This window comes from Paenibacillus sp. J22R160, from assembly GCF_059692135.1.
This window is the reverse complement of record NZ_JCAUAU010000011.1, coordinates 106,534-119,105: the sequence shown is the minus strand read 5'-3', so window position 1 is coordinate 119,105 and position 12,572 is coordinate 106,534. Positions and strand designations below refer to the sequence as shown.

General features: G+C 49.0%; 10 protein-coding genes. All 10 read left to right on the top strand.

Annotated elements, in window-relative coordinates:
* Positions 1-36: 36 nt before the first annotated feature.
* The 10 genes from AC58UW_RS21130 (at position 37) to AC58UW_RS21085 (ending at position 12,547) form a co-directional block, all read left to right on the top strand.
* A complete protein-coding gene (locus tag AC58UW_RS21130) occupies positions 37-990 on the top strand; it encodes a carbohydrate ABC transporter permease (RefSeq protein ID WP_497422580.1) in 954 nt (317 codons plus the stop codon).
* Between the two features lie 16 nt (positions 991-1,006).
* Positions 1,007-1,840: a carbohydrate ABC transporter permease gene (locus tag AC58UW_RS21125; RefSeq protein WP_497422579.1), complete on the top strand. Its 834-nt coding sequence runs from the start codon at positions 1,007-1,009 to the stop codon at positions 1,838-1,840.
* Positions 1,841-1,905: 65 nt separating this feature from the next.
* On the top strand, positions 1,906-2,616 hold the full coding sequence (locus tag AC58UW_RS21120; protein WP_497422578.1) for an RraA family protein: 711 nt from the start codon (positions 1,906-1,908) through the stop codon (positions 2,614-2,616).
* Positions 2,617-2,689: 73 nt separating this feature from the next.
* On the top strand, positions 2,690-3,559 hold the full coding sequence (locus AC58UW_RS21115) for an NAD(P)-dependent oxidoreductase (RefSeq protein ID WP_497422577.1): 870 nt from the start codon (positions 2,690-2,692) through the stop codon (positions 3,557-3,559).
* A gap of 136 nt (positions 3,560-3,695) precedes the next feature.
* Positions 3,696-5,282: a response regulator gene (locus AC58UW_RS21110; RefSeq protein WP_497422576.1), complete on the top strand. Its 1,587-nt coding sequence runs from the start codon at positions 3,696-3,698 to the stop codon at positions 5,280-5,282.
* A complete protein-coding gene (locus AC58UW_RS21105; protein WP_497422575.1) occupies positions 5,279-7,072 on the top strand; it encodes a cache domain-containing sensor histidine kinase in 1,794 nt (597 codons plus the stop codon). Before AC58UW_RS21110 ends, AC58UW_RS21105 begins: the two co-directional genes overlap by 4 nt.
* Positions 7,073-7,092: 20 nt before the next feature.
* On the top strand, positions 7,093-8,277 hold the full coding sequence (locus tag AC58UW_RS21100; protein WP_497422574.1) for an iron-containing alcohol dehydrogenase: 1,185 nt from the start codon (positions 7,093-7,095) through the stop codon (positions 8,275-8,277).
* A gap of 21 nt (positions 8,278-8,298) precedes the next feature.
* Entirely contained in the window at positions 8,299-9,786 is a 1,488-nt protein-coding gene (locus AC58UW_RS21095; protein ID WP_497422573.1) for an aldehyde dehydrogenase family protein, read from the top strand.
* A 15-nt stretch (positions 9,787-9,801) separates the two neighbouring features.
* The gene (locus tag AC58UW_RS21090) at positions 9,802-10,779 is read left to right on the top strand and encodes a D-2-hydroxyacid dehydrogenase (protein WP_497422572.1); all 978 of its coding nucleotides are present in this window, start codon (positions 9,802-9,804) and stop codon (positions 10,777-10,779) included.
* A 742-nt stretch (positions 10,780-11,521) separates the two neighbouring features.
* Complete coding sequence (locus AC58UW_RS21085; protein ID WP_497422571.1) at positions 11,522-12,547, top strand: S-layer homology domain-containing protein; 1,026 nt, start codon at positions 11,522-11,524, stop codon at positions 12,545-12,547.
* The last annotated feature ends 25 nt before the right edge of the window (positions 12,548-12,572 follow it).

The following is a 12,572-nucleotide window of genomic DNA, read 5'->3' as shown; positions in this document are numbered from 1 at the left end:
ACAAACCGTATAGCCGCCCAAAAGGAGGGTTCAATGATGAAACCGACGACATACGCGAGTGCGGTTACAGATGCAAAGCAGGCTCTTCCGGTTATGAAGCAGAACTCTCCGGTCAAGGGCAGACTCCTCAAGGAGTTCACCTGGTATCTATATCTGCTTCCGACTGTAGGTGTTCTAGCATTGATCAGCTACTACCCGATGGTCAAAACATTGCTACTTAGCTTCTACGTATCGAGTGACGGCAGTTTGGAGAATTTCGCAGGATGGTTTAACTATAGACACCTGTTGACAGATCCGAATTTCTTCCTCTCCATTTATAACACCTTGTACATTGGTTTGTTCGGCTTATTGCTAGGGCTCCCGCTCTCATTTCTGCTGGCTGCACTGATTAATAGGGCTATGTATGGAAAAGGACTGCTCAAGGTGATTTACTTTCTGCCGAATGTCACGTCGGCGGTCGCAGTCGTGCTTGTGTTCAAGGTCCTGTTCTTCCCTGACCAGTCAGGATCGGTCAATTACGTCCTTTCCTGGTTCGGCATCGAGCCGAAGGCGTGGATGAATGATCCGACGCTGATCAAATGGGTCGTCATTGCTTTGGCACTGTGGCAATCAGTCGGCTTTAACATCCTCATCTGGATGGCAGGACTGCAGTCGATTTCCAAAGATTATTACGAAGCAGCTCGTGTAGACGGCGCATCGCGCTGGGAGGAAATGCGTTATATCACGATACCGGGGATCAAACCCATTCTGTGGTTCCTAATCATAACAGGCGTCATCGGCGCCTTCCAGCGATTCGATGATGTGTATACCTTCGGCGGGGCCGCTGGAAGTCCGCTCCGCTCACTGCAAACGATCGTACTCTTTTTCTATGAAGAAACGATGGAGAAGTCCCAATACGGGTACGGTTCAGCGGCTTCAATTGCGCTGTTCCTGATGATTCTGATCATTACCGTCATAAATCTGAAGATTTCCCGAAGATCGGAACGATGAAAGGAGGCAGGTTCGAATGACAAGACGCAATCAAGCGCTGGAAATAATCAGGTTGCTCATACTGTCGGCGCTGGCCGTGGTCTTTCTCTATCCCTTTGTGCTTATGATTGGAATCTCTCTGGACGTTAATGCGAATTTCGGGCTCAGCTTTCCGCCACGCATCGTTCCTGAAGAGTTCGGGTGGAAAAACTTTTCCTTAATTTTCAAGTCTTTGCCGATAGGCACGTACTATATAAATTCGATTATTATTGTCGCAGGCTCCGTGATTTGCCATATAGTAGGTGCCACCTTGGCAGGATATGCCCTTTCCAAAGGGGAGTTTAGAGGCAAAAAAATCTGGCTCCTCATCATTCTCACCGCCATGATGGTACCCGACCAAGTTATCGTGTTTACACGTTTTCTGGTGTTTAATCAACTGAACCTGATTAATTCATTTGTTGGGGTCATCCTACCGACACTCGCCTATCCCTTCGGCGTATTCCTGGTGAAGCAGTTCATGGATTCACTGCCGAATGAGCTAGGGGAAGCGGCCAAAATGGACGGAGCCCATCATTTTACGATATTTATGAAAATTTATTTGCCGCTTACTTCACCAATTATTGCTACTTTGTCTATCATTACTGTGATGCATAAATGGAATGAGCTGCTTTGGCCGCTACTCATCTTATCGAAGAGCAGCATGTTCACTGTGTCCATCGGCGTAGCGAATTTCACGCTGGGACCGAATGGAACGTACATTGGAAGCAGCCTTGCCCTTGCAACACTAACCATCATTCCGATGGTCATCTTATTCCTTCTCCTGCAACGATATGTGATTGAAAGTGTGGCATCGAGCGGTTTAAAGCTTTAATCGAATCGCTCTTCGTATACAGCCAGCAAATGAATCAACCAAATCCAATGAAGAGGTGACTGAAAATGATCGAATTGACCAAAGAAGAAAAACAAAAACTAATGGAAGTTTATCGCAAACTGCGCGTTGCTGATGTGCGCGACGGCATGGACTGGAATATGATGCATTTCATGGGCAGCATACATACAGACACCATCAAGCCATTATTCCGTACTAGCTTCTGCGGTTTTGCCAAAACCGTTCAATTCGTACCGACGAACCGCACGATCCCTACGATGGATCCGGAATCATACACGAAATTCTCCAATCATTGGTACGGTAATATCGCGACGTATCACTGGGGGAAAGAGATCGGCGAAGACGATGTGCTGGTGCTTGATGCCAGTGACACGAACGTGGGTATCATCGGATCTAATAACGGTTTGGAATATAAAATCCAGGGATGCCGTGGCATCATCACGAACGGAGGAGCGCGGGATACAGATGAGCTAATCTTGAATCAAGTGCCGATTTTCTCCCGTTACGTGTCGCAAACGATGGTACAAGGACGCGTAGAATTCCAGGCCAAGGATGTCCCTGTTAACATTAACGGCCAACTTGTACGTCCGAACGATATTATCGTCGCAGATGGCGATGGCATCGTAGTTGTACCTCTTGAAAAAGCATGGGATGTAGCGAAGTATGCGCTTCAAGAAATGGAAGCAGATAAGAAAAGCCGCCGCAAGCTTTACGATAAAATGGGTCTATCCGTCGATGCATCCGTTGCAGGCTACTAAGAAAGGAAATCCCGGTCATGCCGGGGTTTTTCCATATTCTATCATTTCATTTACGCAAAAGGGGGAAATCACGATGAATGGGGTAGATAGGCGTCAAATCGCCTTCCTTGGACTAGGCGCGATGGGATTGCCAATGGCCAGAAACTTGGCAAAGGCAGGCTTTCAGCTGCACGTAACCGTTCACCGGAACTCGGCGCCGGCTGATGAGCTTCGCAAGCTTGGGGCCGAAGTGCACGTTTCACCGGCAGGGGCGATTGCAGCTTGCGGTGCAATCATTAGTATTTTGCCGGAGGACCGCCAAATGAGGGAGGTGCTTCTTAGCAGCGAGGTGCTGGCTGAGGTGAGGGAAGGCCAACTTCTGTTGGAGATGACGTCGGGTTCCCCAGGCGCAATGAAGGAGATTGCGGAGGCTTTTGCTGCCAAAGGCGTAGTGGTTTTGGACGCTCCAGTTAGTGGTGGCACGATCGGTGCGGAGAAAGGGACTCTAACGGTCATGGCTGGAGGCAGCGAGGAGGCGTTGGAGTTGGCTCAGCCAATCCTTGATGCGATGGCGCAAACGGTACATCCGGTCGGTACAATTGGCGCAGGCAAGGCGGTTAAGGCAATTAACCAGATGCTTGCCGCCGTGCATATGTTGGCTGCATCTGAGGCGATTGCCTTGGCGGAAAGGCTTGACGTGGACTTGGATGCTTTGCAGAAAGTGATTGGCAGCAGCTCTGGCGGTTCCTGGATGTTTACGAACAAAGGGCAGGCGATCGCAGGACGTCATTTCCAGCCGGGCTTTAAGCTTAATCTCATGAAAAAGGACATCGATATCGCGCTTCAGGAAGCTTCAGGCCAACCGATGCCTGTCACCTCGCACGCTTTTCAGCTGTATGAGATGGCGGCAAGGGAAAGCGGTGAACTGGATTTTGCAGCGGTTAGCCTTCTAACTAGAAGGTGATCCCAGCCTTTTCCAGATTCGGGAGTTCAGTCAAACTATACAAAAATTAAGAGGGAAAGGGGCAGTTTCGTTGAATTCTATAGGTAACAAAGAGATCGTCCGAAAACAAATATCCATTGCAGGAGGGAACAATAGCATGTTGACAGCATTGATCGTAGATGATGAACCGTTGATGCGGATGGGTATCCAAAAGGCGATTGATTGGAACAACTATGGAATTGGCGAAATACATACGGCCCCTAATGGGAGAGTAGCGCTTCAAATGGCCGAGGACCGGCAGCCGGATGTACTCCTGACAGACGTCCGGATGCCCGGATTGGACGGTTTGGAGCTTTCGAGAATCGTTAAGGAACGATGGCCTTCCATCAAAATTATCATTATTTCCGGCTATGATGATTTTAGCTATGCCAAGAAGTCGATTGCATGCGGTGTAACGGATTATCTGCTCAAGCCGATCGACAGTAAATCTCTAGGACAGGCGATAGATAAAGTGACGCAGGAAATCGCTGACGAGCGGGGAAAAATTCGGGAACAGGATCAAATGTCACATCTCCTGCAGCAGTCGGTTGGTCTTGCCAGACAAAAAGTGCTGAAGGAGCTGCTGTTTGGCGTGACAGGAGAGAAGGAGCTTAAGCGCTATGAGCATGTACTCGGTTTGAATGACTCCATTTGCGGCAAAAATGCGATTGCCCTTGTAAAAATAAATGCTTTTAAAGAAAAAAGTACGTTATTCCGTGATGGTGGTTTACTGCATTTCGCTGTACAGAACATCCTGGAAGAACTGCTTCGGACTGAAGGCAGCGGAGAGCTAGTTGATCTTCGTCCGGGAAGTCTCGTCTTGGTTCTAAGACAGAATGAGAACGATTTCAATTTGATGGAGGACTTTGTAGCTAAGGGGCAGGCAGCTGTGCTGGATTACCTGCGAGTGCCGACCACTTGGGGACTCGGCAGCATATCATCGGGCCTCCAAGGTCTGCGAGAGTCTTATCTCGATGCGGACCGGGCGCTGAAGTTGCGATGGCTGAGTCCTACCAAACGGATCTTAACCTTCAATCCCGAGACGGTGGGAAAGATATTACCGGCTAGTGACACCATTCATACGATAACGCAAGCTCTTCAGCTAGGCAGCACGAAACCGTTGCTGGATGAATTGGACAAATTGAAGGTGCGTTTTGCCGAAGAAGCTTTGTACGATCCGGAAAGCATCGAGGCTTTTTATTTGAAGCTGGCGGAATCGCTGGAACTACTGCAGAAGGAACGCAGCCGTGATAGTCAACAAGATTTGCGGGAGCGGGTGCGTGAAGTTCTGTATTTATCGGATACGCTGAACGATGCAGTGGTTAGCTTGGATGCTTTATTCCAGGAAGCGGTGCAGATCATGCACCAGCACCTGCCAAAACCTTACAGCAAAGTCATTCGCGATGTGATCGATTATCTGAATCAGCACTATGGTGAAGAAATTTCACTGGCAGACGCAGCGAACCGTGTATTTCTTAACCGCAGCTATCTGAGCTACTTATTCGTTCAGGAAACAGGAAGCAACTTCTCGGACTTTCTTGCGGAGCTGCGGCTTGAGAAGGCTAAAGAGTTGCTTGCTTCAGGCGGTATGAAAAACTATGAAGTTGCGGAAGCGGTAGGCTACAAAGATTTCCGTCACTTTGGACAGATGTTTAAGAAACATACGGGTATTACACCGAGCGAATACAGGAAGCTTGCACCATGAAGAAGGTTCGTTTTAATTTATTCACCAAACTGATGCTCTCGTTCCTGAGTCTGGTCGTTCTGCCTCTGACGATCGTCAGTTATTTCGCTTACAGCGTAGCAACGCATATTATCAACAATAACTTGAGCCGCTCGCTTCAGCAAACCGTTCATCAGCTTTCACTTAACTCGGAAGTCATTTTGGAGGATGTTGAGAAAGCCGCCAATACCGCATTTTACGACTCTTTTAACCTGCCTAATCCGATCAAAAAGCAAATCGAAGCGTATCCGTCTGCTTCTGATTATGAGAAAAGCCAAATCAGCCGAAGCGTCGAAGATGAGATGAACAAATATACGATTTACCGCAACGATATTAACGGTATGTACTTCATAGATACGAACGGAACCTACTTCTCGTCGGCTAATCAATTAAGAGAAAAACCGAATTTCACCGATTTCCCATGGTTTCAGACATTTAGTCAATCTGACTCGGAAGATGCGAAATGGTCGCCTTCCCACAAAGTAGGCGGATATACGATTAGTTCGAATGCGAATGTGGTTTCTTTTTTGAAAAAAATTCGCAATTCGTATGGGAAGCCAATTGGGATACTATGGATGGACGTTAATGAACGCACCTTAGAAAACATCTATACAACCGGCCGTGTAGCTCCAAACGGCTATTCGATGATTTTGGATGATGCGAACAATGTCATCTCGATCAGTGACAAGACGCTTGTTACCCAAAAGCTGGAAACGTCGAAAATCGCGCTGTTCGAGCCGGTTTTTTCTGAGGATAACGGTTATTATTTTACCGAAGAAACCGATGCCAGGAAGCTGGTTGCGTTTGCAACTATTCACACAACAGGATGGAAAATAATAACAGTTGTTCCTGCGAACGCATTGTTCGTCGACGCATCCAGAGTCAAAAACATTATCATGATCTCGGTACTCATCATGACGGTGATGAGCACCATTATCGCTTACTTTTTGAGCAGGCGTATCACACGTCCAATTTCCAACTTGATCCGGCTGATGGAAAAAGTGGCGGAAGGCAATATGTCGGTACGTGCCAGGGTGGACAATTCAGACGAAATTGGCAAGCTTAACGAGCATTTTAATATCATGATCGGAGACATTCAGAATTTAATTTCAACCGTATTCGTCTCTAATTTGAAGCAAAAGGAAGCTGAGCTTGCCTCGCTTGAAGCGCAAATTAATCCGCACTTTCTGTATAACACGCTGCAGTCCATCAAATGGCTCTCTGATATTCATCAGGCGCCGGATATTGGGGAGATGGCGGTAAGTCTTGCAAAAATTTTTCGCTTCAGTATTAAGGGGGCGCCAATCGTCAGCTTCTATGAAGAGCTTCAGCATGTCAAAGATTACATCAGCATACAGAAATTCCGGTACGGAGATCGCATCGAGCTCGAAACCCGAATTCCTGAAGATACACTGAGCTGTCAGATTCCGAAACTGATTATTCAGCCGCTGGTGGAGAACGCAATCTTTCATGGTATTGAAACGAAGGAAGAGCAGGGGAGGATTACGATTTGGGCAGCCGTTGATGAGCAATCGCTTCATATCGGCGTGGAAGATGATGGAGCAGAGATCAGCGAAGAGAAATTAGCGGCTATTCGCAGCGCTTTGAATACGAGCGCGGGACCGCATGCTGAGCCGAAAAAGAGTCTTGGCTTAAGAAATATTCATGAGCGTTTACAAATGCTGTACGGAAATGAATATGGTCTCCATGTGGACCGGAGGCCTGATCGAGGCTTTAGCGTGGTAGCATCGCTGCCCAAAAATAGGGATTGAACATAGTGGGAGGAAAAAAGATGATAAACCGGATTTTTCGATATGAACTGCCGACGGTCATCGAGTTCGGGAATGGGGCTGCGCAAACGCTCCCGCATCATGTTCGCGAGCTTGGAGGAAGCAAGGTGCTTATCGTCAGCGATCCTGGCGTCCTCAAAGCAGGAGGCGTCGACAGATTGACGTCACCGCTAAATGAAGCAGAAATTCCGTACGTCATTTACTCGGACATCGAACCCGATCCGAATATTGAATCGGTCGCAACGGCAACAGAGCTGGCCAAGTCGGAAGGGTGCGACCTGGTTGTGGGCATCGGAGGCGGAAGTTCGCTTGACACGGCAAAGGCAGTTGGTTTGATGTTAGGAAATGAAGGCAACATTCGCGATTACGTCGGGATAAACAAAGTGCCGCGTAAAGGAGCGCACGTCATTGCAATTCCAACGACTGCGGGGACTGGCAGCGAACTTACGATTTGGTCCGTGCTTTCAGACAAAAAAGCAAAGGTCAAACTCAGTGTGGGCAGCCCGTATAATTGCCCGTCTCTGGCATTATGCGATCCTGAGTTGACGGTTTCTTTGCCTGCATCGCTTACCGCGTCTACGGGAATGGACGCTTTGACGCATGCATTGGAATCTTTCGTTAATAAAGCGACGCAGCCGATCTCCGAAGGCATGTCGATTCAGGCTATGAAAATGATTGCACGCAGTCTCCGGACTGCGGTTGTTCAAGGAGAGAACTTATCGGCGCGTCACGATATGCTGCTTGCCAGTTTGATCGCAGCAATGGCCTTCAATCCGACTCGTCTTGGACTTTCACACGCGCTCGCCATTCCATTAGGCGCGCATTTCAAGATTCCGCACGGTATCGTAAACGCGATACTTTTACCTGAGGTTATGACGTTCAATCTTATTGGAAACTTGGAAAAATTCAAGGAAATTGCCGTTATTTTCGGAGAGAAAACCGATCATCTTTCTTTGCGGGAGGCAGCCGAGAGGTCCGTATCAGCGATTCGACGCCTCAAAAAGGATATCGGCATAACACAAACACTTTCCGATTATGGTGTGACGGAAGAGGAACTTGATAGGATTGCCGAGGAAGCGATGCAGTCGGGCAACGTGCCTGTTAATCCTGTAAAACCAACACATGAAGACCTCAAACAACTATGCCGCGCCGCAATGTCCCAAACCAATGCCATTACGGCAGGGTAACGAGAAAGGAGTGAATGTGTGATGTCAGACCATGAAATGCTTCATTGGCTGCAAGAAGCCGCCGGTCAGAACTATGGCAACTACATAGATGGTGAATGGAAGTCCGCACAGGGGGGAGGTACATTTCAAGTCGCCCACGCTGCAGAGCATGAAAGGATACTCGGTTATTTTGCTGATTCCGATGCTACGGATGTGAACAGGGCAGTTGAAGCGGCTGATGCTGCTTTCACAAGCTGGTCGGCTGTGCCAGGACCGGAACGGGGGGCAATTCTGCTGCGATTCGCAGACTTGCTAGAGCTTGATCGCGATGAGCTGGCTTTCCGGTTATCTGCCGAGCAGGGAAAAACCATTGCCGAATCCCGTGGCGAGGTGGCCCGGGCAGCGAAAGAAGCCCGTTTTGCTGCTGGGGAAGCGTCACGGATCTTAGGCGAAACAGCCCCGAGTGAACGCCGGAATGTACGGAATACGGTTGTCCGTTATCCAATCGGCGTAGTTGCTGCTATAGCACCGTGGAATTTTCCGGTTGTTACGCCAGTTCGCAAGATTGCGCCTGCGCTTGCTTACGGCTGTACAGTCGTGTTCAAACCCGCGTCTGCAACACCATGGGCATCAGCAAGGCTCATGGAGTTATTCACAGAAGCCGGAGTGCCTAACGGAGTTGTGAACATGGTGACAGGCGGAGGAGCAAGAGTCGGAGATCCTCTGACGAAACATCCGCGTGTGAAAGGAATCAGCTTCACGGGTTCGACGGATCTTGGCTTGCGGATTCAACAAACAGCTGCCGGGCGTTTGGCGCGAACTCAGCTGGAGCTAGGCGGTAAGAATGCTGCAGTGGTTTTGAATTACGCAGATCTGGCGGGAGCAGCGAAGCAGATTGTGTCTGCGGCCTTTGCTTGCTCGGGTCAACGCTGCACATCCATAAGCCGAGTTGTCGTGCTCAAATCGCAAGCAGAGAAACTAATAGAGGCTTTACTGCAAGAGATTAAACAACTGCGTGTAGGTCCGGCTTGGGAGCCGGGGATTCATATGGGCCCACTCGTGAATAAAGAACAATTGGAATCCGTACAGCGCTATGTCTCACTGGGCCAAGAAGAGGGAGCTGAGCTGTTATACGGTGGCAGAGTGCTTACTGGTGGTAATTATCAAACTGGGGCTTACATGGAACCAGCTCTGTTCGTGAAGGTAACCGAAGAGATGATCATTGCCCGCGAGGAAATTTTCGGACCCGTTCTTACGGTCATTGAGGCAGATACGAAAGAGGACGCAGTACGCATCGCCAATGCGACCGAGTATGGCCTAGCCGCATCGGTATTCACTGATGAGTTGCGTGATGCGAACGAGTTTGCTCTACGCCTTGAAGCCGGTATGGTGCACATTAATCATGGCACAGCCAGTGAACCGCATATGCCGTTTGGGGGCATTAAGCGTTCGGGTTTTGGCGCTTTTTCCATTGGAAGTACGAATCAGCAATTTTATACGGAGAATAAGGTCATTTATACGCTGTATTAATCAAGAGGTGGAGAAATGCAAATTGTTGTACTCGACGGTTATACGCTAAATCCCGGAGATTTGAGTTGGAAAGTGCTAGGGGAACTTGGTACTGTCACGGTCTATGACCGAACGCCGCCTGAGCTCATAAAGGAACGTATTCAGGAGTCGGATATCGTGCTGACGAATAAAACACCGCTCACGAGGGAGACATTGGACGGATTAAGCCGATTGAAATATATCGGGGTTTTGGCAACAGGCTATAATGTCGTTGATGTCAAAGCTGCTTCAAGACAAGGAATTGTCGTGACCAATGTGCCAACATATGGGACGGATTCTGTGGGTCAATTCGTTTTCGCCCTGATTTTGGAGCTTTGCCACAGAATCGGCCGGCACGGAGATAGTGTTCGTGCGGGAGGCTGGGCGGAATCGCCAGACTTTTGCTATACCGTTAGCCCGCAAATTGAGCTTGGGGGAAAAACGTTAGGGATCGTCGGCTATGGACGCATAGGCAAGCAGGTTAGCCGATTGGCGCAGGCCTTTGGCATGCGCGTGCTGGTCGCAGGCAGAGAAGGCCAGGCACCGGATGCAGGTGAGGAATCCGTGGAACGTGTTCCACTCGAGCAGCTGCTTGGCGTTTCTGACTTCGTAAGTCTGCACTGCCCGCTCACGCCAGAGACGGAAGGCCTCCTCAACGCTGAGAGGATCGCCCTTATGAAACCGACAGCTTTCCTCATCAATACGTCGCGGGGAGGTCTGCTTGTTGATCAGCACGTGGCAGATGCTCTAAATCAAGGGGAAATTGCGGGTGCAGCATTGGATGTGCTATCCATCGAACCGCCAGATAAGGACAATCCGCTTGTGCTTGCCAGAAACTGTATGGTAACGCCGCATATAGCTTGGGCAACCTTTGAGGCTCGGAGCCGACTGATGGACATTGCTGCAGGGAATGTGGCTGCTTTTTTACAGGGGGAATTGATAAATACGGTCAATGAACGGTCTCGAGACACTTGAGGAGGACATGGCTCGTACGAGCGATTTACTTGAGAATGCTGCAGAGCGACTAATTCGAACTTTTGCTGCAATTGGCTCGTTATTTCTCGGCACGAAGTATTACTAAAATCGACATGTTCATAGAGGTAAAAGGCAGCCGGATAGGGGGATTAATTTCCTGTGTCCGGCTTTTTGTGTATTTTCATGCGGTGGGGCGTGGTTTCAGAGCTCGGCGATGTTGTAGGGGAACTACAGGGCGCTATTTTGCTGAAAACAAACGTTTGAGTGAGGGAGAGGGAACTAGGATCCGCTATTTCGCCATTTGGGCGTGAAATTGGAAGATTTAGGGCGGATAAGACCCTGGAGTTCCCCTCCAGCAGGCGAAACGCCGCTTTTCGGCTAAATAAGGGAACGGAGTTCCCTTATTTAAGTGGGGCGGGGCGAGGCGGTGGTGCAGGGCATGGCGTGGCGTGGCCGGTCATGGTGATGAAGGGCATGACGGTGCATCGCATGGCGGGACGTGGCGTGGCGGGGCGGGACGTGGCGTGGCGGGGCGTGGCGGTGCATGGCATGGTGGGGCGTGGCGGTAGAGTACAGTACAAGGCCAAGACAAGGAGAGCCGTCAGAATATCGATGCGCTAGCCCGCGCCTGACTGTTTTACGCAAAATATCCGAAAATAGCAAATTTACACCTGATCGTCTAAATACATGAATGCTAGATTTTTTTATATTGGAGTTAATGAAATGAAAGGGGCACTCCAACGTGAAAGTAAAAAAGAGAAGTTTAATGACCGTTTTGGCTGCAACGATGATCTTAGGGGCATCAGTATCAGTTTCTGCAGAGGATTCACCCTCGTATACGCTGACTGTTCTTACTGAAAAGCCGTCCAAGGGAGAAAATGTGGAGGTTCTTGTAACGGGGCATCAGCTAAAAGATGTCTATGCGTACGAAATCAATTTGGACTTCAATCCGAAGCAGATGAAATTAAAAGAAGCAACGACGGAGATTCCTGGATTTTCTGTTCCTCCCATAGTGAAAGATAACCATATTCAACTCGCGCACACACGCGTAGGCCGAACGAAGGGGGACGATGGCGAGCAGATTTTGTACAAATTAAAATTTGAAGCAATCGAGGATGGGAATGCTGAACTGGCGATCGGTAAGGTCAAATTGGTCGATTCCATTCTGGCTAGTACGGATCAGCAGTCGAATGCCAAAGTGGCTGTTGAGATTAACGGTTTGTTCCCATTCGATGATCTAGGCGATTTCACATGGGCCAAAACGGCAATTGCCTTCCTGGCTGAGAAGGGGATTGTGAATGGAACGGCTGAGCGTACTTTCAGTCCGAGGCAGCCTGTTACTCGTGCCGATTATGTGGTTCTTCTGATGAGAGCCTTGGAGGTAAAAGGCGGTTCAGGCGAGCGCTTTGACGATGTGAAGCAGGGCGAGTACTTCGATGAGCACTTATCCGCTGCGAGAAGCTTAGGCATTGTGGAAGGTGACGAGTATAATAACTTCGATCCGAGAGCGTCTGTGACCCGAGAGGACATGATGACCCTTACGGCTCGTACCTTAAAAGCGCTCAATAAACTCCCAGCAAGTAAAGGGACTTCTTTAGCTGATTCGTTTAACGATGTTTCAGATATTTCGAGTTACGCGCTACAGAGTGTTACAACGCTTGTAGAGATGGGCTTGGTAGATGGTTATGGCAAGGGGATTCATCCAAAGGAATTTACGAATCGCGCCCAAGCGGCCATGCTGATTTATAAACTGTTGAATGTACAATAATCATAGGTAAATAAGTGAGGAAGAA